Origin of the sequence: Mycolicibacter sinensis, from assembly GCF_001673565.1 — a bacterium.
Classification (GTDB): domain Bacteria; phylum Actinomycetota; class Actinomycetes; order Mycobacteriales; family Mycobacteriaceae; genus Mycobacterium; species Mycobacterium sinense_C.
In genome coordinates this window covers 43,100-65,320 of sequence record NZ_LZMF01000034.1, presented here as the reverse complement: position 1 = coordinate 65,320, position 22,221 = coordinate 43,100, and the positions used below count along the sequence as shown (strand labels likewise).

At 68.0% G+C, this 22,221-nt stretch carries 16 protein-coding genes and 3 pseudogenes; 10 read left to right on the top strand and 9 right to left on the bottom strand.

Annotated elements, in window-relative coordinates; genetic code table 11:
• Window positions 1–8: 8 nt before the first annotated feature.
• Window positions 9–1,667, top strand: a complete 1,659-nt coding sequence (locus tag A5648_RS05825) for a glycosyltransferase family 39 protein (protein ID WP_082966331.1) — start codon at window positions 9–11, stop codon at window positions 1,665–1,667.
• Here A5648_RS05825 and A5648_RS05820 read toward each other — a convergent pair.
• Together A5648_RS05820 and uvrB are read right to left on the bottom strand one after the other, a co-directional pair.
• Entirely contained in the window at window positions 1,619–3,058 is a 1,440-nt protein-coding gene (locus A5648_RS05820; RefSeq protein WP_082966330.1) for an MFS transporter, read from the bottom strand. The genes A5648_RS05825 and A5648_RS05820 overlap by 49 nt on opposite strands.
• A 58-nt stretch (window positions 3,059–3,116) precedes the next feature.
• A complete protein-coding gene (gene uvrB, locus A5648_RS05815; protein WP_065023625.1) occupies window positions 3,117–5,288 on the bottom strand; it encodes an excinuclease ABC subunit UvrB in 2,172 nt (723 codons plus the stop codon).
• Between the two features lie 45 nt (window positions 5,289–5,333).
• On the opposite strand from uvrB, the gene A5648_RS05810 reads away from it, so the two are divergent.
• Window positions 5,334–5,870: a DUF402 domain-containing protein gene (locus A5648_RS05810; RefSeq protein ID WP_065023624.1), complete on the top strand. Its 537-nt coding sequence runs from the start codon at window positions 5,334–5,336 to the stop codon at window positions 5,868–5,870.
• Between the two features lie 14 nt (window positions 5,871–5,884).
• A complete protein-coding gene (locus A5648_RS05805) occupies window positions 5,885–6,310 on the top strand; it encodes a hypothetical protein (protein WP_065023623.1) in 426 nt (141 codons plus the stop codon).
• A 27-nt stretch (window positions 6,311–6,337) separates the two neighbouring features.
• On the opposite strand, the pseudogene coaE reads toward A5648_RS05805, so the two are convergent.
• Both coaE and rpsA read right to left on the bottom strand, forming a co-directional pair.
• Window positions 6,338–7,285: pseudogene (gene coaE / locus A5648_RS05800) on the bottom strand (dephospho-CoA kinase); the annotation flags it as partial.
• A 28-nt stretch (window positions 7,286–7,313) separates the two neighbouring features.
• Complete coding sequence (gene rpsA / locus A5648_RS05795) at window positions 7,314–8,750, bottom strand: 30S ribosomal protein S1 (RefSeq protein WP_065023632.1); 1,437 nt, start codon at window positions 8,748–8,750, stop codon at window positions 7,314–7,316.
• Window positions 8,751–8,923: 173 nt separating this feature from the next.
• On the opposite strand from rpsA, the gene A5648_RS05790 reads away from it, so the two are divergent.
• Window positions 8,924–10,051: a PrsW family intramembrane metalloprotease gene (locus A5648_RS05790; protein ID WP_065023622.1), complete on the top strand. Its 1,128-nt coding sequence runs from the start codon at window positions 8,924–8,926 to the stop codon at window positions 10,049–10,051.
• Window positions 10,052–10,188: 137 nt separating this feature from the next.
• Window positions 10,189–11,067 carry an alpha/beta fold hydrolase gene (locus tag A5648_RS05785; protein ID WP_065023621.1) on the top strand — a complete coding sequence of 293 codons (879 nt, stop codon included), beginning with the start codon at window positions 10,189–10,191 and terminating at the stop codon, window positions 11,065–11,067.
• Window positions 11,068–11,087: 20 nt separating this feature from the next.
• Here A5648_RS05785 and A5648_RS05780 read toward each other — a convergent pair whose 3' ends face one another.
• On the bottom strand, window positions 11,088–12,269 hold the full coding sequence (locus A5648_RS05780; protein WP_065023620.1) for a carboxylate--amine ligase: 1,182 nt from the start codon (window positions 12,267–12,269) through the stop codon (window positions 11,088–11,090).
• A 115-nt stretch (window positions 12,270–12,384) separates the two neighbouring features.
• Entirely contained in the window at window positions 12,385–15,111 is a 2,727-nt protein-coding gene (polA, locus tag A5648_RS05775; RefSeq protein ID WP_065023619.1) for a DNA polymerase I, read from the bottom strand.
• Window positions 15,112–15,207: 96 nt separating this feature from the next.
• Between polA and A5648_RS05770 the strand changes: the two genes are divergently transcribed.
• Together A5648_RS05770 and A5648_RS05765 are read left to right on the top strand one after the other, a co-directional pair.
• The gene (locus tag A5648_RS05770) at window positions 15,208–15,651 is read left to right on the top strand and encodes a Zn-ribbon domain-containing OB-fold protein (RefSeq protein ID WP_065023618.1); all 444 of its coding nucleotides are present in this window, start codon (window positions 15,208–15,210) and stop codon (window positions 15,649–15,651) included.
• 60 nt (window positions 15,652–15,711) lie between these two features.
• Entirely contained in the window at window positions 15,712–16,908 is a 1,197-nt protein-coding gene (locus A5648_RS05765; protein ID WP_065023617.1) for a lipid-transfer protein, read from the top strand.
• A 51-nt stretch (window positions 16,909–16,959) separates the two neighbouring features.
• Here the strand turns inward: A5648_RS05765 and A5648_RS22460 are convergent.
• Both A5648_RS22460 and A5648_RS22455 read right to left on the bottom strand, forming a co-directional pair.
• Window positions 16,960–17,167 (bottom strand): annotated as a pseudogene (locus A5648_RS22460) (type II toxin-antitoxin system VapC family toxin); the annotation flags it as partial.
• Between the two features lie 26 nt (window positions 17,168–17,193).
• Window positions 17,194–17,310, bottom strand: a pseudogene (locus A5648_RS22455) (antitoxin); the annotation flags it as partial.
• 12 nt (window positions 17,311–17,322) lie between these two features.
• Between A5648_RS22455 and A5648_RS05760 the strand changes: the two are divergent.
• The 3 genes from A5648_RS05760 to A5648_RS24815 all read left to right on the top strand — a co-directional run bounded on the left by A5648_RS05760 (window position 17,323) and on the right by A5648_RS24815 (window position 21,494).
• Window positions 17,323–17,559 (top strand): DUF167 domain-containing protein, encoded by a 237-nt coding sequence (locus A5648_RS05760; RefSeq protein ID WP_065023616.1) that lies wholly within the window; start codon window positions 17,323–17,325, stop codon window positions 17,557–17,559.
• A gap of 380 nt (window positions 17,560–17,939) precedes the next feature.
• On the top strand, window positions 17,940–19,007 hold the full coding sequence (gjpA, locus tag A5648_RS05755) for an outer membrane porin GjpA (RefSeq protein ID WP_065023615.1): 1,068 nt from the start codon (window positions 17,940–17,942) through the stop codon (window positions 19,005–19,007).
• A 48-nt stretch (window positions 19,008–19,055) separates the two neighbouring features.
• Window positions 19,056–21,494 (top strand): PGRS repeat-containing protein, encoded by a 2,439-nt coding sequence (locus tag A5648_RS24815; RefSeq protein ID WP_065023614.1) that lies wholly within the window; start codon window positions 19,056–19,058, stop codon window positions 21,492–21,494.
• Between the two features lie 61 nt (window positions 21,495–21,555).
• Here A5648_RS24815 and A5648_RS05745 read toward each other — a convergent pair whose 3' ends face one another.
• Window positions 21,556–22,221, bottom strand: coding sequence for a GntR family transcriptional regulator (locus A5648_RS05745; RefSeq protein ID WP_065023613.1), 666 nt, complete (start codon window positions 22,219–22,221; stop codon window positions 21,556–21,558).

The window sequence follows — 22,221 nt, the reverse complement described above, 5'->3', positions numbered from 1 at the left end:
GCACGCCGTTGAGCCAGGTATTGACCCGAGTCCCGGTGAGCACGACAGCGGCTCCGCTCCGCCGGCGGCGCCGGCCCTCCGATGCGGTGCTGATCGCGGTGCTGGCCGCGGTCATCAGCGGTATCGGGGCGAGCCGGCCGTCGCTGTGGTTCGACGAGGCGGCCACGATCTCCGCGTCGACGCATCGCTCGCTGCCCGAACTGTGGCACCTGCTGAGCCACATCGATGCGGTGCACGGTCTGTACTACCTGTTCATGCACGGCTGGTTCGCTGTCTTCCCCGCCACCGAATTCTGGGCGCGGGTGCCGAGCTGCCTGGCGGTCGGGGCCGGCGCCGCCGGCGTGGTGGTCTTGTCGCGCCGATTCGCCGGCCGGCGACTGTCGGTGTGCGCAGGCGTGCTGTATGCGGTGCTGCCACGGGTGACGTGGGCCGGCGTCGAAGCCCGCCCGTACGCGTTCGCGGCGATGGCCGCGGTCTGGCTCACCGTGCTGTGGGTGAGCGCGGCTCGCCGCGACACGGGCGCCCGGTGGGCGGCTTACGGCGTGGCGGTGGTGGCGTCGACGCTGTTGAACACCTTCACCGTGCTCATGGTGGCGGTGCACGCGGTGTTGTTGTGGGCGCCCGGATGCGGACGCTCGGCGAGACGGCGCTTTGCCGCCGCGGCCGGCCTCGCGATGGCGGTGCTGGCCCCGTTCCTATGGTTCAGTCAGCGGCAGATCTGGCAGGTCGCGTGGATCGACCCGCTGAGCGGGCACACCGTCATCGAAATCGCGCAGCAGCAGTTCTTCGACAAAAGCGTGCCGTTCGCGATCCTGGCCTGGCTGCTGCTCGCCGGCGCGGCCATCGCTGTACGGGTCGGGGCCCGGCCGGCTCCCGCCGATGGGGTACGACAGCTGCTGATCCTCTGCGCCGCTTGGCTGATCATCCCCACCGCGCTCACCGTGGTCTATTCGGCAATCGGCGAACCCGTCTACTACCCGCGCTATCTGATCAGCACGGCACCCGCGATGGCGATCGCGTTAGCCTTGGCGGTCACCACGATCGCCGAGTCGCGGCGTGCCGTCATCGCTGTCGTCGCCACGCTGGCGGTCGCCGCGGCACCCAATTACGTTGCCAACCAGCGTGATCGGTACACCAAGGAGGGCTGGGACTACAGCGCGGTGGCCGACGTGATCGACGCACATGGCCGGCCCGGGGACTGCCTGCTCATCGACAACACCACCCGCTGGGCGCCCGGCCCGATCCGGGCGCTGCCGGCCGGGCGGCCCGAGACGTTCGCGAAGCTGCGGGACCCGGGCCTGGGGCCGCGCCGGCAGGCCCTGGGCCGGCTCTGGGACGGCCACCTGGCGGTCTGGGCAGTGACCGATCAGCTGGCCGCCTGCCCGACTATCTGGACGATCACTGATCACGACCGCGCCCTGCCGGCCCATCAGGTCGCCGTGATGCTGCCGATGGGGTCGCGGTTCGCCCGCACCCCCGACGGCCAGGCGTTGCACCAGCTGGGCTTCCGCGTCGTCGAACGCTGGCAGTTCACCTACGCCCAGGTCATCAAGTCGACCGGCGGTTCAGCGAGGCTCGACCAAGGAGAGGCGAAGCTGGAACCGCCGCATGAAGCCCCTCAGGCGTGGGCGCCGACCAGCGGATCGGCGCCGCGGGCGGCCCGATAGGCCACCACGCACCCCAGGGCGGCCATCACCGCGAAGATCGCGAACAGCCAGCGGGCCGCCGGAAGGCCGGAACTCATCGCGGTGTTGACCACCAGGCCGGCGATACCCGCGCCGAACGCGCCGCCGATCAGCGCGACGGTGTTGATCGCAGCTGCGGCCGTCCCGCCCTCGGCGGGGTCGTCGACGCAGCTCATGGCCCACGCCGACAGGTGTGGCCAGCCGGCACCGACACCGATGCCGACCACCAGCAGCGCCAGCGCCCAGATCGCGCCGACCGCGGTGGGGTTGTAGCTGCTCATCCGGGCGAACGCGACCACCGCCAGGCCGCCCGACATCACCAGGGGCCCACTGATCACCAGCCCGATGACCACCCGCACCTTGCTGACCGAGGCGCTGGCGATCTCGCTGATCGTCCAGCCGGTCGACAGGGCGGCGCCCAGGAATCCGGCCATCACCGGCGGCAGGTGCGCCAGCCGCTGCCCGAGCAGCGGGATGTACAGGTTGGCCTTGGTGGTGGCCATCAGCAGGCCCAGCGTCAAGTAGATCCACTTCTCCCGGCCCGGGTGAAACGCGCTGGGGGGCAGCACCGCCGCCGACGAGCGCCGGTCCACCACCAGGAACACCCCCAACAGGACCGCGCCCGCGATCAGCAGGCTGGCGGCACCTATGAGACTGCGCGGCAGTTGGGCGGTGCTCACCACCAGCGCAGCGCCTCCCAGCAACAGCAGAGAGCGCACCGGGACCTTCATCGCATCGTCCTGCTGGCCGCCGCGGCTGGCCCGCAGCACCACGCTCACCGCCACGGCCATCACTCCGGACAGCACCGCCATGATCGCGAACGCCCACCGCCAGATGCCGAACTGGGCGAACAGGCCGCCGGCCGCCGGGCCCACCAGGGTGCCGACACCCCACATCGCCGACACCAGCCCCGACGCGCGGGTCCACAGCCAGCTGGGCAGGACCGCATTGATCAGCGCATACCCGAGCCCGGCCAAGAGACCGCCGCCCATGCCCTGCAGGGTGCGGCCGACCAGCAGGATCTCCATGTGCGGCGCCATGGCGCACACCGTGCCGCCGACGCCGAACGCCAGCAGTCCCAGTAGGTAGGCGAACCGGGAACCGATGCGAACCAGCACCGGGTTGGCCGCGGCGGCGGCGATCACCGACCCGACCAGGTACAGCGTGGTGGCCCAGGCGTAATACCGCTCGCCGCCGATCTCTTTGATCGTGCTCGGCAGCAGGCTGATGGTCAGGAATTCGTTGGTGGCGTAGAGGGCCACGCCCCCGGCCAGCACGGCCGAGGTACCTAAGTAGCGCCTTCCGAGCAGCTCATGCCAGCTGCCAGTGTTTACAGCGGCGTCGGTCGGCACCGCTTCAGTCAGATCCACCACCGGTTGCAGTCAATCACGGATCGCCACAACACGCGAAAACGCCCCGCGTGCTGGCGCGTCACTTGATTCCGGCCGCGTCCATACCCCGCAATTCCTTCTTCAGGTCGGCGATCTCGTCGCGAATCCGCGCGGCAAGCTCGAATTGCAGGTCGCGGGCGGCGTTCATCATCTGCTCGGTGAGGTCTTTGACCAGGTCAGCCAGTTCGGCGCGGGGCATGCTTTTGGTGTCGCGGCCCTCGAACACGCCGGCGCTAACCGCCCGGCCGGGCTCGCCCTGCGCGCGGCGCCCACGCGAGGCGTTGCGCCCCGAACCGGCGACCTCGACACTCTCGCTGTCGGCCGCTTCCCGATACACCTGGTCGAGGATGTCGGCGATCTTCTTGCGCAGCGGCTGCGGGTCGATGCCGTTGGCCTCGTTGTAGGCGATCTGTTTGGCCCGGCGGCGTTCGGTCTCGTCGATGGCCTCTTTCATCGAGTCGGTGATCTTGTCGGCGTACATGTGCACTTCGCCGGAGACGTTGCGGGCGGCGCGGCCGATGGTTTGGATCAGGCTGCGGGTGGACCGCAGGAAGCCCTCTTTGTCGGCGTCGAGGATCGAGACCAGCGACACTTCCGGCAGGTCCAGACCCTCCCGCAGCAGATTGATGCCGATCAGCACGTCATAGTCGCCGAGCCTCAGCTGACGCAGCAGCTCCACCCGGCGCAGCGTGTCGACCTCGGAGTGCAGGTAGCGCACCCGGATCCCCATCTCCAGCAGGTAGTCGGTGAGGTCTTCGGCCATCTTCTTGGTCAGCGTGGTGACCAGCACCCGCTCGTCGGCCTCGGCGCGCTGCCGGATCTCCCCGATCAGGTCGTCGATCTGGCCCTTGGTGGGCTTGACCACGACTTTCGGGTCCACCAGGCCGGTCGGGCGGATCACCTGCTCGACGAACTCACCGCCGGCCTGGCTGAGCTCATAGGGTCCCGGGGTGGCCGACATATAGACCGTCTGCCCGATCCGGTCGGCGAACTCCTCCCAGGTCAGCGGGCGGTTGTCGCAGGCCGACGGCAGCCGGAAGCCGAACTCCACCAGGTTGCGCTTGCGCGACATGTCGCCCTCGTACATGCCGCCGACCTGCGGCACGGTGACGTGCGACTCGTCGATGATGAGCAGGAAGTCCTCCGGGAAGTAGTCCAGCAGGGTGGCCGGAGGCGTGCCGGCGCCGCGGCCGTCGATGTGCCGTGAATAGTTCTCGATGCCCGAGCAGAACCCGACCTGGCGCATCATCTCGATGTCGTAGTTGGTGCGCATCCGCAGCCGCTGGGCTTCCAGCAGCTTGCCGTGATTCTCCAGCTCGTCGAGCCGGGCGGCCAGTTCCTCCTCGATGGTGGAGATCGCCTGCGTCATCCGTTCCGGGCCGGCCACATAGTGGGTGGCCGGGAAGATCCGCAGCGAGTCGACCTTGCGGACCACGTCGCCGGTGAGCGGATGCAGGTAGTACAGCGCCTCGATCTCGTCGCCGAAGTACTCGATGCGGACGGCCAGCTCCTCGTAGGACGGGATGATCTCGACGGTGTCGCCGCGCACCCGGAAGGAGCCGCGGGTGAACGCCATGTCGTTGCGGGTGTACTGGACATCAACCAGCAACCTCAGCAGTCCATCCCGCGGCACCTCGGAGCCGACCTGCAGCTCGACGGAGCGGTCCAGGTAGGACTGCGGGGTGCCCAGGCCGTAGATGCACGACACCGACGCCACCACCACCACGTCGCGCCGGGACAGCAGGCTCGATGTCGCCGAATGGCGCAGCCGCTCCACGTCGTCGTTGATGGAGCTGTCCTTCTCGATGTAGGTGTCGGTCTGCGCGATGTACGCTTCCGGCTGGTAGTAGTCGTAGTAAGAGACGAAGTACTCGACGGCGTTGTGCGGCAACATCTCTCGCAACTCGTTGGCGAGCTGTGCGGCCAGCGTCTTGTTCGGCGCCATCACCAGCGTGGGCCGCTGCAGCCGTTCGATGAGCCAGGCCGCGGTGGCCGACTTCCCGGTGCCGGTGGCGCCCAGCAGCACCACGTCCTTCTCCCCCGCCTTGATCCGCCGTTCCAGGTCCTCGATGGCGGCCGGCTGGTCGCCGGCCGGCTGATACTCGCTGACGACATCGAAACGGCCGCCGGTCCGCACGATGCCTTCGACAGCGTCGGCAGGCGGCCGGTACTCCGAATGCGCGACGACAGGGTGTTCCGTTGCGAAAGCCACGAACCCAGGGTAAGCCGGGTGTCTGACACGGAGAGGCGGTCAGCGGTGCATCCACCCAAGCACGAGACCTTTGACCTGGTCGCGTACACCAACACCGACCCGAAAGGGGTGGTGCGCGCCGTCGACATCTATACCGTGCAGCCGTGGGGCCTCTACCTGGCCCGGCCCACCCCGGGGCGGGCCCAGTTCCACTACCTGGAGTCGTGGCTGCTGCCCGCGCTGGGGCTGCGTGCGACGGTCTTCCACTTCAATCCGGGCCACGAACGTGACCAGGACTTCTACCTCGACGTCGGGGAGTACACGCCGGGACCGGCGCTGTGGCGCTCCCGGGACCACTACCTGGACCTGGTGGTGCGTACCGGGCGCGACGTCGCGCTCACCGACCTCGACGAGCTGATGGTCGCGGTGCGAGAGGGCCTGCTCAGCCAGGACGACGCCGAACTGGCGGTGGCCCGGTCCGTCGCCGCCGTCGACGGGCTGGCCAGCAACGGCTATGACCTGCAGCGCTGGCTGAGCGGCCAGGGCATGCCAGTGTCCTGGCCGGTCAGCGACGGTATTTCCGGGTCGGCACCGGAAAGTTAGGTAATCTCGTGAACATGAACGCCAACCTGCGAATCGGTGTCGCCACCGCGACCACCGCGGCCCTGCTCGGGTGCGGTCAGCTGATCCCAGCGCCGGCGGCGGCGTCCCAGGAGTTGCACAACGTCACCTATATCGCGCGGGTTGACGCCTGGACCCAAGGCAGTGTCGTCACCTTCATGCTCAACGACACCCAGACCGCCAGCGGCGACATCGACGGCTTCGGCGCGCCGTTCGAGGCCAACGCGGTGTTGTCGGATCCGAGCAAGGCGGGCATGGTGATCCGGCTGCGCTGGCCGTCGTCGGCCAACGTGCACTGCGAGATCCACGTGGATGACATCGTCGCGGTCAAGAGCGACCGCTTCGTCAGCACCTGGAAGGACAGCAGCGATCCGCGCAACGGCGCGATGCTGTGCGGCGCCTTGATCAGCAGCATGGCCTGATCGGCGTTGCGGGCGCTACCCGGTCTCGTCAACCCGGAGGTGGACGCCGGTGGGCCGGCCCGGGTCGGCGGCGGCGTGAAACCTCTTCTCCGGCAACGACGGATCGTCGACGCGCGGGTAACCGGCAGCCAACAGGTCCTCGGCGAGTTCGTCGGCCACCGCAAGGGATTCCACGATGACCTGGACGTCGATGACGTCTAAGGCGTCTGGGGCCTCCGGCCCCTGCACCGCGGTGGGTCCGACGTGCTCGACGCGCAACGCGCGGTGCCCGCAGGTGGTGCGCAGCCGGGCGATGATCCGCTGGGCCTGATCGGGCCAGGTCGGGTCGGCCGGCACCGGCTGCGTCGGGAACGGCGCGGGCCGCCGAGCCGCGAGGTTGTCCGCGAACGGCTGGATGCGGTGCTGCCACAGCCGCAGCGCCTGCGCCGCCAAGTCGTCCGGGTCACCGGAGTTGTCCAGCCAGACATCGGCGACCGCGCGCCGCTGCGGCTCGGTGGCCTGGGCGGCCACCCGCGCCCGCGCGTCTTCTTCGGCCATGCCGCGGTACTGCAGGAGTCGGGTTACTCGTGTCTCCACGTCCGCGTGCACCACGATCACCAGCGGGAACATCGGCGCCATCTGCGACTCGACCAGCAGCGGGATGTCCTCGACGATGATGGCGTCCTGACCGGCCGCGGCGATCAGTTCGCTGCGGCGCCGCGCCACCAGCGGGTGCACGATGCCGTTGAGGGTGGCCCGCTTGTCGTCGTCGCTGAAGGCGATCGCGGCCAGCGCCGGACGGTCCAGTGCCCCGTCTTCCAGCAGGATCCCCGGCCCGAAGGCCTCGACCAGTGCGGTCAGGCCTTCGGTGCCGGGTTCCACGACTTCACGGGCGATGACGTCACCGTCGACGACGATGGCGCCGTACCGGCTGAAGGTGGCCGACACCGTCGACTTACCGGCGCCGATCCCGCCGGTCAGACCGATACGCAGCATCGAGCCCCTTCAACGCGCCCGGGAGCGACTAAGCGCTGTTCCCGGCGAGCTTCTCCCGCAGCGCGGCGAGCTGCTCGTCGCTGGCCAGCGAACCACCGGCCGGTGCCTCGTCGCGGTGCGACCCGTTGGCCCGAGCGGGCTCGGCGTGCTCGGCAGCGGCGAACTTCTCCATCTGCGCGGTGTGCATCTTGTGACGACGCTCGGCCTCGGCGTAGCGGGCCTCCCACTCGGTGCGCTGCTTGTCGAAACCTTCGATCCACTCGTTGGTCTCGGCGTCGAAGCCCTCGGGGAAGATGTAGTTGCCCTGCTCGTCGTAGCTGTCGGCCATGCCGTACTTCGAGGGGTCGAACTCCTCGGTGTAGTCCTCGTTGGCCTGCTTGAGGCTCAGCGAGATCCGGCGACGGTCCAAGTCGATGTCGATGACCTTGACCATGGCGTCGTCACCGACCGCGACCACCTGGTCCGGCACCTCGACGTGCTGCTCAGCCAGCTCGGAGATGTGCACCAAGCCCTCGATGCCCTCCTCGACGCGGACGAACGCACCGAACGGCACCAGCTTGGTGACCTTGCCCGGCACGATCTGGCCGATGGCGTGGGTGCGGGCGAAGTGCCTCCACGGGTCTTCCTGAGTGGCCTTGAGGCTCAACGACACCCGCTCGCGGTCCATGTCGACGTCGAGCACCTCGACGGTGACCTCGTCGCCCACCTGGACCACCTCGGACGGGTGGTCGATGTGCTTCCAGGAGAGCTCGGAGACGTGCACCAGGCCGTCCACCCCGCCCAGGTCGACGAACGCGCCGAAGTTGACGATCGAGGAGACGACACCCTTGCGGACGGCGCCCTTCTGCAGCTGGTTGAGGAACTCGCTGCGCACCTCGGACTGGGTCTGCTCCAGCCAGGCGCGGCGAGAAAGCACCACGTTGTTGCGGTTCTTGTCCAGCTCGATGATCTTGGCTTCGATCTCGCGGCCGATGTAGGGCTGCAGGTCGCGGACCCGGCGCATCTCCACCAGCGAGGCGGGCAGGAAGCCGCGCAGCCCGATGTCGAGGATCAGGCCGCCCTTGACGACCTCGATGACGGTGCCCTTGACGGCCTCGTCCTTCTCCTTGAGCTCCTCGATCGTGCCCCAGGCGCGCTCGTACTGGGCGCGCTTCTTGGACAGGATCAGCCGACCCTCTTTGTCCTCTTTGGTCAGGACCAGGGCCTCGACCTCGTCACCGACGGACACCACCTCGTGGGGGTCGACGTCGTGCTTGATGGACAGCTCGCGGCTCGGGATGACGCCTTCGGTCTTGTAGCCGATGTCGAGCAGGACCTCGTCCCGGTCAACCTTGACGATCGTCCCTTCCACGATGTCGCCATCGTTGAAGTACTTGATCGTTTTGTCGATGGCGGCGAGAAAATCCTCGGCCGAGCCGATGTCGTTGACGGCTACTTGCGGCGAGGTGACGGTGGGACTTGGCATGTGTTGGGTTGCTCCGGACAAGTTGAGGTAGTAGGGACTGGTGTTGTCACGCATGCTGGGCATGCGGTGGCCCACGACTTGGTCTTGAACTAGTCGAGGACTACCTGTCGAGGCTACTCGACGTGTTGCACGCTGGACAAACCGGTGGTCTACGCTGCGTCGCTATGCCTGCGATGCGGAACCGCCGAAAGGTCGGAGCGCCGCTGATCGTCATCGTCCTGCTCAGCATCCTCACCGCGCTGCTGCTCCTGGTGTTCACCGCGGCCAATCCGGCCGGCACGCTGACCGCGCTGGTGCTGGCCAGCCTGTCGATGCTGGTGGTGCTGTTCTGCTACCGGTGGCTGGACCGCTGGGAGCCCGAGCCCCGTCGGCTGCTACAGCTGGCCTTCCTCTGGGGCGCCTCGATCGCGGTGCTGCTGGCCGTGGGCCTGGAGACCTTCGGGTCCTCGGTGGCCACCGTGCGGCCGCTGGTGTCGAAGACTTTCGACATGGCCGCGATCCAGGCGCCGTTCATCGAAGAGGCCGCCAAGGGCCTGTTTCTGCTGATCATGCTGACCGGCCGGCGGCGCCATGAGCTGAACTCGCTGACCGACTGCATGGTGTATGCGGGCATCACGGCGGTCGGGTTCGCCTGGATGGAGGACATCGTCTACATCGCGCCCGCGGAGTCGCCGGCCCAGATGGCTGCGGTGGCCGTCGCGCGGCTGATCTTCGGGCCGTTCGCCCACCCGCTGTTCACCACCATGACCGCGATCGGGGTGTTCGTCGCGCTGCGCCGCCGCACCTTCTGGTCGAAGGCTGTCGTGATCCTGCTGGGCTATCTGGCGGCGGTGATCATGCACGCCTCGTGGAACGCCTCGCTGGCCGTCGGCGGCGCCCAGTTCTTCCTGGCGACTTACCTGTTCTGGATGGTTCCGGTGTTCCTGCTGATGGTATTGCTGGGCATCTTGAGCCGCCGGCACGAACAGCAGCTGGTCGCCGGCAAGCTGCCCGCGATGGTGGTCGGTGGCCTGATCAGCCCGAATGAAGAGACCTGGCTGGGATCGATCCGGGCCCGCAAGCAGGCGATCCGCGAGGCGCGGCGGATCGGCGGGCAGCCCGCGGCCCGCAGCGTCAAGAAGTTCGCCGCCCAGGTGGTCGAGCTGGCGTTCGTGCGGGATCGCATCGACCGCGGCTTCGGCGATCCGGAGGTGTTCGCGATGCAGCACGAGGACGCCTACGGGGTGGTGGCCGCCCGAGCGGCGGCGCCGGTGCTGCACACGATGGCGGGTTATCGGTCGCCGGGGCTGGTGCGGCGGTAGAAATCCCACTGGGTGTGCGATTTCGTACGCGACGCGCCGGTGTGGGCGTATGGAACCGCACACTCGACGGCTAAGGGCTAGTGCGGGTCGCCGTCAGTGGCGGTAGGGCGGTCGCGCACGTTGTTACCGTTGTTGTGATGACCGGTAGCACCCGCCCGACGCTGAACGGCGGCTTCGAATTCGTCACCGTGGAACCCGGCGTCGACCTCGCGGTGCGCCGATCCGGCCAAGGCCCTCCCGTGCTGCTGATCGGCGGGCTCGGCATGCCGAGCATCACCTGGGACGTCTGTGGCCTTCCGCAGTCCCTCGCCGACGCGGGATTCGAGGTCATCGCCTACAACGCCCGCGGCATCGCGCCGTCCTCGGCGCCGGCCCCGCCGTACTCGGTGGCTGATTTGGGCCGCGACGCCGCCGCCGTTCTCGACCACTTCGACGTGGGAGAGGCGATCGTCGTGGGCTACTCGATGGGCTGCTACACCGCCCAGACGCTGTACCGCGAGCAGCCTGCGCGAGTGCGCGCGCTGGTCTTGTTCGCCGGGCTGCAACCGTCGCCGATTTCAGAAATTGTCGGTGAAATGGAACTCGGACTGATCGACCGCTACGGCGCCGTGCCGCGCGACGTTTTGGTACTCGAACAGCTGCTGACCAGCCTGCATCCCTCGATGCTGCAAGACCCGGCCACCGTGCGGGCCTGGCATCAGGTGCTATCAGCCGGCTACGACAACGAGCCGGCCCCCCAGCAGGGGTTCATCGGACAACTGACCGCATCGCAGCAATGGATCGCCGCCGGCGAACCCACCGCAGCGCAACTGACCACGATCGACGTGCCGACGCTGGTGTTGGCCTTCGAATACGACCTATTCTTTCCGCCGACCAGCTGCGAAACGACGGCCCGGTTCATCCCTAACGCCGAGTTCGCGCAGATCGACGGTGCCGGCCACGGCGGCATCTTCACCGGACCCGGCGACAGCGTCGACCGGATCACCCAGTTCTGCCGCAAACACCGCGCACCCTGATCGCCGACCGGTGGGCCGGCTCAGGAGCCGTCGTCGCCATCCCAATCGTGGTCGTGCAGGAACGCCTCGGGAATGCTCACGCGATACCGCGCGGCGGCGACGAGGATATTTCCCATCGCCAACGGCAGCGCCAAGCTTGGAAGCGGGTCGCGGCGGCTGAAGATGATCCCGTCCGTCCGCCGGTAGGTGCGCAGGAAGCGGCGCACACTATTGCCCTCCAGCGATGATTTGCGCCACCCGTACATCAGCATCCCCGGGCCGATCATCTTGGCCGCACCCGGTGCAGGCGTGATGATGTCGTCGTTGGCTCCGAAAAACGCACGGTCAACCCGTGTTTCCGGGTCGAACAGCAGAATGCCGCTGGTTGTTCGCGGATTGCATTCGACGGTGAAGAGGCCGCGATCGGGCACCTCGATGAAATCGAATGCGATTTGCCCGGTGAAGTTGAATGCCTTGACGAATGTGCGGACCCAGGCGTCGATGGCCTCGTGCTCGATGGAGTCGAAAAGCAGACATGACTGGCCGCCGATGGCGTAGCTCACCGGGTAAGCGACGTGCGCCTTCACCTCGCCGTTGTGACACACCGAATATGAGCAATAGCTGCTGCCGTCGGCCCACTCCTGGGCGATCCAGGGATTTGTCACGTCGAAACTCAGACCGCGCGGGAGCTCTCCTGGATGCACCTTGTGTACGTCTTGCGAACCGCGCGAAAAGACCCGTTTGAGCGCGAACGGTTTGTCGAAATCCAAGGCCTCCAGCTCTCGATGACTACGGACCAGCGCGAAGTCGAGAGTCGGCATGCCCAGCTCCTGCACGGCGACCTGAAACTCGTACTTGTTCTCCAGTTGGGCCTCCAGATCGAAATGCGGGAAGAACAAGACGCAGTCGCTCCCGAACAGTTCGGGGCGCTGTTTGATCGTGTTCCCCAGGATGGCGCTCCCCTCATGGATGGGCACGATTAGGTCCACGCCCTCGTCGCGGACGATGTCTGACAAAGCCTGCGCCCACTCGATCGGCTCATACCTGGGCCTTGGCGTGCGGAACGTCCTTGTGACCGATGTGGAGAATGTCGTGATCGGAAAGAGCATCGAGTCCGCGGTCAACACACGGTGACCGGCAGCGCTCAGCAAGCGAGCCAAATGCAGCGCCAGAAAGGACCTGCCGAAGGTGATCAGCACGGTCTTGCCGTGAATTTCGGACATCACGCCTCCCCTCCGGCTTCGACGCCCCTGGGCGTCGCCGACGGCGTCTCCGATAACACCGGTCGCTGCATCACTCCTGCGCGTTTACCCGACGCGGTACCGGTTCACACCGGGGTCAGTGCGCGGCGGCGTCCCAGGACCGCCCGTAGCCGACCGCGACTTCCAATGGCACGCTCAGCTCGTAGGCGCCGCCCATTTGAGCGCGCACCAGCGCCTCCAGCGGCTCGCGTTCGCCGTTAGCCACCTCGAACAGCAGCTCGTCGTGCACCTGCAGCAGCATCCGGGAGCGCAGACCCGAGACCTTCAGCGCGGTGTCGACGTTGATCATCGCCACCTTGATGATGTCGGCGGCGCTGCCCTGGATCGGGGCGTTGAGGGCGGCCCGCTCGGCGGACTCGCGGACCTGGCGGTTGCTGCTGTCCAGCTCCGGCAGGTAGCGCCGCCGGCCCAGCACCGTCGAGGTGTAGCCGTCCTTGCGGGCCTGCTCGACGACCTGGTGCAGGTAGTCCCGCACCCCGCCGAACCTGTCGAAGTAGGCGTCCATCTGCTCTTTGGCCTCTTCGGTGGAGATCTTGAGCTGCTGAGCCAGCCCGTAGGCGCTCAGTCCGTAGGCCAGGCCGTAGGACATCGCCTTGACCCGCCGACGCATATCCGCGGTCACCTCATCGATCGGCACGCCGAACGCCCGCGACCCGACGAACGAGTGCAGATCCTCGCCGGTGTTGAAGGCCTCGATCAGGCCGGCATCGCCGGACAGGTGCGCCATGATGCGCATCTCGATCTGGCTGTAGTCGACGGTCATCAGCTCGCTGTAGCCATCCCCGACCACGAACGCGTCCCGGATCTGCCGGCCGGCGTCGGTGCGGATCGGGATGTTCTGCAGGTTGGGTTCGGTGGACGACAACCGGCCGGTGGCCGCGATGGTCTGGTTCAGCGTGGTGTGAATACGGCCGTCGGAGGCAACGGATTTCAGCAGTCCATCGACGGTCACCTTGAGGCGGGTGACGTCGCGGTGGGTCAGCAGGTGCTCCAGGAACGGGTGGCCGGTCTTGTCGAACAGGCTCTGTAGCGCGTCGGCGTCGGTGGTGTAGCCGGTCTTGGTCTTCTTGGTCTTGGGCATGCCGAGCTCATCGAAGAGCACCACCTGCAGCTGCTTGGGTGAGCCGAGGTTGATCTGCTTGCCGATCACCGCGTAGGCGGCTTCGGCGGCCTCGCGGATCTCGTCGCCGAAGCGGCTCTGCAGCTGGCTGAGGTGATCGAGGTCAACACCGATCCCGGCGGTCTCCAGGTCGGCCAGCACCCGCTGCAACGGCAACTCGATGTCGTCGAGCAGTCCGCCGGAGTCGATGCGGGCCAGTTCGGCGTCGAGGGCCTCGGCCAGGTCGGTGACGGCGCGGGCCCGCAGCAGTGCGGTCGCCACGGCCTGATCGTCGATGCCGTCGGTGTCGTCGAGCAGCGAGAGTTGTTGCTGCTCATCGGATTCGGCGCGCAGCTCGCGGCGAAGGTAGCGCACCGACAGGTCGTCGAGGCTGAAGCTGCGCTGCCCGGGCCGGACCAGGTAGGCGGCCAGGGCGGTGTCGGAGGTGACGCCGTCGAGAGCCCAGCCGCGGCCGGCGAGGTCATGCATCGCCAGCTTGGCTTCGTGCAGCGCCTTGGGTTTGTCCGGGTCGGCCAGCCAGGCGGCCAGCGCGGCCTCGTCCTCGGCGGTCAGCGTCGCGGTCTCGAGGTAGCCGCCGTCACCGTCTCCGGCGGCGATCGCCAGCGCGGTGGTGTCACTGTCGAAGCTGCGGTGGCTGCCGATGACGGCCAGCCCGGCCCGACGTCCGTCGGCGGCATGGTCTGCCAGCCAGGCTCCGACCGTGCCGGGTTCGAGTGCCCCACCGCGCACCTCGAAGCCCTCGTCCACCTCGGGCTCGGCGGTGGCCAAGGTCTCGAACAGCCGGTCGCGCAGCACCCGGAACTCGAGGTCGTCGAAGAGCTGGTGGATCTGCTCGCGATCCCATGGCACCAGCCGCAGCGTGTCCGGGGTTTGAGCCAGCGGCACATTGCGCACCAGGTCGGTGAGTTCACGGTTGAGGATCACGGCGGAAAGGTTGGCGCGCAACGCGTCTCCGACCTTGCCCTTGACCGTGTCGACCTTGTCGACCAGCCCCTGCAGCGAGCCGTACTCAACGATCCACTTCGAGGCGGTCTTCTCCCCCACCCCCGGGATGCCGGGCAGGTTGTCGCTGGGGTCGCCGCGCAGTGCCGCGAAGTCCGGATACTGCGCCGGGGTCAGGCCGTACTTGTCCACCACGGCCTCGGGGGTGAACCGGGTCAGGTCGCTGACGCCTTTGCGGGGGTAGAGCACGGTCACGTTGTCGTTGACCAACTGCAGCGCATCGCGGTCACCGGTGACCACCAGTACCCGGTAGCCCTCGGCGTCGGCCTGGGTGGCCAGGGTGGCGATCAGGTCGTCGGCCTCATAGCCGGCCTCGGACAGGGTGGTGATGCCCAGCGCGTTGAGGACTTCCTTGGTGATGTCGATCTGGCCGCGGAACTCGTCCGGCGTGCTCGAGCGGGTCGCCTTGTACTCGGGGAAACGCTCGGAGCGGAAGGTCTGCCGCGAGACGTCGAACGCGGCGGCGACGTGGGTGGGGGTTTCGTCGCGCAGCAGGTTGATCAGCATGGCGGTGAACCCGTAGACGGCGTTGGTGGTCAGACCGCTGCGGGTCTTGAAGTTCTCCGCAGGCAGGGCGTAGAAGGCCCGGTAGGCCAGCGAGTTTCCGTCCAGCAGCAGCAACGTCGGTGTGGTCTGGGTGTCTTGCGCAGCGTCGGTCGGGGCGGTCTTGGCTGGGCTCACGGACCCAACTCTATGCACCCGGCACCGACACCCGCCGGCGCCGGTGTAATTGCAACACGTTTCAGTTTTGCCACCGGGGTTGGGTAGGCTGACCGGGTGCCAGATGTAGCCTCGCAACCGGCCATCGACGGGTGGTACGCCACCGACGACGCCGGCCTTCCCCACCTGATCGGCGCCAAGTGTCCGCAGTGCGCCACCTATGTCTTCCCGCCGCGGGAGAACAACTGCCCCAATCCCGCCTGCGATGGCGACGTGCTGGAGCCGGTTGCCCTGTCGCGGCGCGGCACGATTTGGAGCTACACCGAGAACCGGTACCTGCCTCCGGCGCCGTATCCGCCCAGCGATCCGTTCGAGCCGTTCGCGATCGCCGCGGTCGAGCTGGCGGACGAGGGCCTGATCGTGCTGGGCAAGGTCGTCGAGGGCACGCTGGCCGCGGATCTGAAGGTCGGTATGGAGATGGAGCTGACCACGATGCCGCTCTACACCGACGACGACGGCGCGCAGCGCACCGTTTACGCGTGGAAGAAGGTGGACGCATAATGCCACGTGCCGCGACGATGCAGAGCGGAGCTTGCGGAGCGATGAGGAGGAGCGGCACCAATGGCTGAACCGCTGTACATCCTGGGTGCGGGCATGCACCCGTGGGGCAAGTGGGGCCGCGACTTCACCGAGTACGGCGTGGTCGCCGCCCGTGCCGCGCTGGCCGACGCCGGCCTGAACGCCACGCAGATCCAGTTCATCGCCGGCGCGGACACCATCCGCAACGGCTACCCGGGTTTCATCGCCGGTTCGACGTTCGCTCAGAAGCTGGGCTGGAACGGGGTCCCGGTGTCGTCTTCGTATGCCGCCTGCGCGTCGGGTTCGCAGGCGCTGCAGAGCGCGCGCGCCCAGATCCTGGCCGGGTTCTGCGACGTGGCGCTGGTGATCGGCGCCGACACCACCCCCAAGGGCGCGTTCGCCCCGGTCGGCGGTGAACGCAAGAACGACCCGGACTGGCAGCGCTTCCACTTGATCGGGGCGATGAACCCGGTGTACTTCGCGCTGCTGGCGCGCCGCCGCATGGACCTCTACGGCGCCACCTCCGAGGACTTCGCTCAGGTGAAGGTGAAGAACTCCCGGCACGGTCTGTCCAACCCGAATGCCCGCTACCGCAAGGAATCCGCGGTCGAAGACGTGCTGGCCAGCCCGGTGGTCTCTGACCCGCTGCGCCAGCTCGACATCTGCGCCACCTCCGACGGCGCCGCCGCGCTGATCGTGGCCAGTGCCGAGTTCGCGAAGAAGCACCTGGGCTCGCTGGAGGGTGTGCCGTCGGTGCGCGCGGTGTCCACCGTGACCCCCCGCTACCCGCAGCACCTGCCCGAATTACCGGACATCGCAACGGATTCCACCGCGGTGGTGGCGGCCCCCGAGCGGGTGTTCAAGGACCAGATCCTGGACGCGGCCTACGCCGAGGCCGGGATCGGCCCGGAGGACGTCAGCCTGGCCGAGGTCTACGACCTGTCCACCGCGCTGGAGATCGACTGGTACGAGCACCTGGGCCTGTGCGCCAAGGGTGAGGGCGAGCAGCTGCTGCGCAGCGGCGCCACCACCATCGGCGGGAAGGTTCCGGTGAACCCGTCCGGCGGGCTGGCCTGCTTCGGTGAGGCGATCCCGGCGCAGGCGATCGCCCAGGTGTGCGAACTGACCTGGCAGCTGCGGGGTCAGGCCACCGGCCGGCAGGTCGAGGGCGCCACGGTGGGCGTCACCGCCAACCAGGGCCTGTTCGGGCACGGCTCCTCGGTGATCGTCGCCCGGTAGGGTTCCGCGCCCTCACAACAAGTCGTCGGGCCGATCCCAACGGATCCCGAATCAGGCGAATTCGGGATCGTAGGAGACGATTCCGGCCCGATGTTCGGTGGCGAGAGCTGCCAAGTGGGCGTCGTTGGTCAGGTTCCCACCCGCACCTGTCCTGCTCAGCATCTCGGTGAGGATGCCGCAGGGGGCGGGGAAACAAGCCCTCCCTGGTTGAGAGCCGAACGAACGCGAGAAGCGGTACCCAGGCGAACCCGACGGTGTCGGGGCGTCGACGATCTTCATCGGCTGCTACCCACCACGACGCTGACGACGGGTCAGTTCTTCGTCTTCCAGATCCGCGGCGATCTGCAGGGCCCTGTCCAGATTCACCTGCGGGACGCCAAGATCGGCAGTTCGCCTCGATAGCATGCTGTCAATATGAGTCCCAGCGAGACGGTCGTCGTCAAGGTCAAACCGGGCAACCGCAAGGGCCCGCTGGTGGAGACCGACACCGACGGCCAGCTCACGGTCTACGTGCGTGAACCGGCCGTCGATGGCAAGGCCAACGCAGCTGTCATCAAGGTCCTGGCCGAGCATTTCGGGGTGCCGCGCAGTCGCGTCGAACTCGCTTCCGGCGCGGGCGCGCGGGTCAAGCGCTTCCGAATCGATCGGTAGCTCGGGCCCGGCCCGGCACCTCGACACACCGCTCCGAAACCTGAGAAACAGTCGGTGTTCCTGTCGCGTACGTCCAGCTACCGGGGCCTGGGCGCACAAGATACATTCAATAACTAACGTGCTTCGTGGCCCCTGAGTCCGAGGTCAGACGGACGGCGCGGCGCTCCGCGCAAAAGCTACTCACCAGTAGTTACTAGGGCTTCCTAGTGAATTTGCTGCCGTGGAGCAGCTCACTTCTGGCGACTCCGGACCTCTCGTTCACAGCCCGGCTGAAACAAGTTCTAGATTTTTGTATACAAATTAGCTACTTCTCAGATACTGTCTTCTTCGTTCGGCACTGCGCCGTGCATCACATACCCGAAGGAGTCCCCTTGCACGCCATGCTTCGCCCCTACGCCACCGCCGGCGTCGCGATCGCCGGTGTCGGCTTGATCGCGGTGACGCCGGTGTCTGCGCCGGCGCCCGTCCTAATTGATGTCCAGTCCCCGGCGGTGGCGTTGACCAGTGCGTGGGATGACGTGCTCAATGCCGCCTCGGCCAACATGACCAGCCTGTTGAACAACTGGTATCTGGCCCCGGGTGTGGGGATGCAGCAGTTCTGGGCCAATCAGATGGGCTACTGGGAGCAGTTGGCCAATGATCCGGCAGGCAGTACCAATGCCGTCAACGAGGAGATTCAGAAGCATCTGAACGCGGTGATCTCGGGCTGGGCGCTGCAGAACGAGACTGACGCGACCCACGCCACGGTGCTCAGCCACACCATGGATGGCACCCACGCGCTGATGTTCGGTCAGGTGGCCGGTTATATCCCGGCCGATGTGGACAAGACCATGATCATGCCGATCATCGACTACCTGGGGTCGCCGGCCAGTGCGGTGATGATGGGGATGATCGGGCCGATGATCAGCCCGTGGATCGCGTTGCTGAACAGCATCACCGACCACGACAGTCTCGGTGACACCCTGGCCAATATGTGGGGGGCCACCCTGAACGGCGCCACCTTGAATCTGGATGCGTTGCTGCCGATGATCAACGAGGCCGGATACTTCCCGGCCGGGATGAACATGGACCACCTGGATTTCGCCTTCGGTGGGCTGCTGTCCCCGGGTGCGGTGCAGGTGGGCCCGTATCAGGTCCTTGGCCCCGGCGGCGAGGTCGCGGACTCGGTGCCCGCGGTCGGCGGGTCGCTCTTCCAAAGTGTCGGTATCGAATTCAGCGGGGTCCCGGTCCTGGGCACTCTCGATCTCAACAGTGCCGGCATCGGCCCGATCGCCGCCTGGCAGGCCTGGGGCCAAACCGTGGGCGCCCTACTCGGCTCGGGCTGGGACGGCAAGGGCCCAGTGGTGGTCACTCCGCCGCTGGCCGGTGCCGAGCTGCCCCTGCTCGATGACGGTGGTGCCTCAGCAACCGACGCCTTCGGCTGGCTCGGCGACCTGCTCGGCCTCTGATCCCCCAAACCCGTCATCCCCCAACCTTTTAGAGAGGTATCCCTGCACATGAGTCATCACACCAATACGCGCCGTGTCTCCCGGGCGGCCGGCGCCGCCAGCGCCGTCGGCGCATTCCTGGCGTTCGGAATGGCGCCACTGACCGCGGCACCCCCGGCTCAGGCCGATGAATTCGATTGGATCGCTGATCTTTTCGATTCCTCCGCATGGCTGGCTGCCGGACCGGCCGATGGGGAAACGTTCGACTGGACCTCCATGATCGACCAGTGGTTCTACGACCCGATCCACACCTCTATGGAGAACTGGATTAACAGTGACTTCGGGGCGATGGTCAACGGCTGGATCAACACCTCGTCCGGACAGTTCCTGATCGGCGACGGAGCTGCCGGCACCGAAGCCAACCCTGACGGCGGCAACGGCGGCCTGTGGTTCGGAGACGGTGGAAACGGCTGGGACAGTACTGAAGCCGATGTGGCCGGCGGAAACGGCGGCAATGCGCCCGGCTGGCTCGGCGATGGCGGGGCCGGGGGTACGGGCGGTGCCGGCGCTAACGGTGGTAACGGCGGGTCCGGCGGCATCTGGATGGGCAACGGCGGTGCCGGCGGTGCCGCAACCGAAGCCGTGGTCAACGGCGGCACCGGCGGCAACGGCGGCAACGCTTCCGCGTGGTTCTTCGGCAACGGCGGCGACGGTGGCCTAGGCGCGGCCGGAGCAGCGGGTGTTGCGGGAACCTACGCCAACGGCGGTGACGGGAACGGCACCGGCGGAGGCAATGGCGGCAATGGCGGTAACGGCGGGCGCAGCAGCTTCATGTTCGGCAACGGCGGCAACGCCGGCGACGCCGGGGATGCCGGTGCCGGAGGTAACGGCGCCACCGGTACCGCCGACCACGTCAACGGGGGCGATGGCGGCAACGGCGGCTGGAGTGGCGGTAGCGCGGGTGCGGCCGGAGGACGCGGGTCGAGCATCTACACCAGCCCCATGTACGGGCACGTGGGACAGGCCGGTGTGGCCGGCGATGGCGGCGCCGGCGGCAATGGCGGCAACGCCCACCAAGACGACACCGGCCACTACCTCGGCAACGGCGGCAACGGCAGCTTCGGCGGCGATGCCGGTAGCGGCGACGGCGCTCACGGCGGAAACGGCGGAAACGGCGGCACCGGCCTCAACGGCGGCAACGGCGGCAGCGCCGGTAGCAACTGGAACTACACCTCCGGCAACGGTGGTAACGGTGGCAACGGAGGAGACGCCACCGCCGGCCAGGCCGGCAACGGCGGTGAGGGCGGCTACGCCATGGGCGGTGCCAGCGGCAGTGGCGGTAACGGCGGCAACGGCGCCACCGACGACGCCGGCATCAAGACCATCGGCGGCAACGGCGGCAACGCCGGCTTCATCGGCGGTAATCTCACCGGCGGAGCCGGGGGTAACGGCGGCACCGGCACCTACGCCGGCGGTAACGGCGGAGCCGGTGGAGCTGGCGGCGGCAATGGTGGCAACGGCGGCACCAGCACCGGCTGGAACGACGGGACCGGCACCATCTGGAGTCGAGGCGGTAACGGCGGTGACGGCGGCTCCGGCGTCATCGGCTACGCCCCCCGAGCCGGCGGTGCTGGGGGCGCCGGTGGGGCCGGCGGTGACGGCGCCACCGGTACCGGTGTGGTCAGCGTGGGAGGCAACGGCGGTAGCGGTGGTAGCGGCGGAGGTACCTCCGGCGGGAACGCGGCCGGCAATGGTGGCAGCGGCGGCAGCGGCGGCAGCGGTACCGCCTCCGGCGGCAACGGTGGTGCTGGTGGTGCCGGCGGAACCGCGTCTGTCCCCTTTACCGGCGGTACAGGCGGCGTCGCCGGTAACGGTGGGGCTGGTGGTGCCGGTGGCAACAGCAGCGGGGTCGCCACGCCCACCGACAACCCCTACGGCCTCGGACCCAGCCACGCTGGTAACGGCGGGGACGGCGGTCTGGGTGGAACCGGGACCATCGGCGCCAGCGGCAGCGGCGGCGCCGGCGGCACCGGAGGCAATGCCCACGGCACCGTGAACGCCGGCAATGGCGGCAACGGCGGCGCCGGCGGCACAGGTTCGGTCGGCGCGCCCGCGGCCAGCCCCGCGCACGCCTCCGGCGGTGACGGCCACGACGGCGGCACAGCCGGCAACGGCGGCCAGGGTGGCGCCGGCGGCAACGCCGAATCCGGCAACGGCGGCAACGGCGGCACCGGTGGAGCCGGCGGAACCGGCGGCGCGGGCAGCATGGGCGGCAACGGCGGCACCGACTCTGCCGGCAACACCCTGCTCGGCGGCAACGGCGGCGACGGTGGAACCGGCGGCAACGGCGCGGCCGGCGGCGCGGGCGGCACCAGCGCCAACGGCACTAGCGGGGCGACCGGGGCGGCCGGCGCGGCTGGTGTCGGCGGTGCCGGCGGAGCAGGCGGCACCGGCACACCCGAAGGCCAGCCAGGCACCGTCGGCGGCTCGGGACAGCCCGGGTCGTAGGTCAAGCAGGTTCGGGTACGGCCGTCGGGGCACAGACTCGGCGGCCGTAGCCGAATCTGGCTCAGCTAGAAGGCACGTCGCTCAGGACGCCGCGCGTGTTTAACTCGGCGAGCACTACCTGGGCCTGCAATTCGGCTCGGCGCATGCAGGCCGACCGCGCGGCCTCCGGATCGCGCTGGTGGATCGCCGCAGCCTCCGCCTCATAGCTGGGCAGGAATTCCGCATGGTCTTTGGCGTAGCTCCCCCAGAATCCGCGCGGCATGAAGACGCGCGCCGCGCTGATCGCCGCCTGCAGCGGCGGGCCGGCGTATTCCTCGACGATGATTCGACGGAACGCATACGCCGCATCTTGGAACGCCGCGGGGGCCTCGTTGTCTCGCAGAACCCGAAGCGCCGCATCCAGTTCGGCGAGAACACGCGGAGTCGGGTTCGCCGCCGCCCGCGCCGATGCAATGGCGTTCAACGTCCCGTGCAACTCATGCTGTTCGCGGACGACGGCCTCATCGAACCGGCTGACAAAGACACCCCGGTGGTAACGGCTGGCCAACATTCCCTGCTGTTCAAGCTGGTCGATGCCCTGCTGAACCGGCAGCCGACTGACGCCCAGGGACGTCGCGATCGCGTCACGATTGATCCGGTCGCCGGAGCGCAGCTCGCCGGCCAACACCAGGTCGACGATGTGATTGACGACCAGGTCCTTCTCTTTGATCCCGTACTTCTTCGGCAC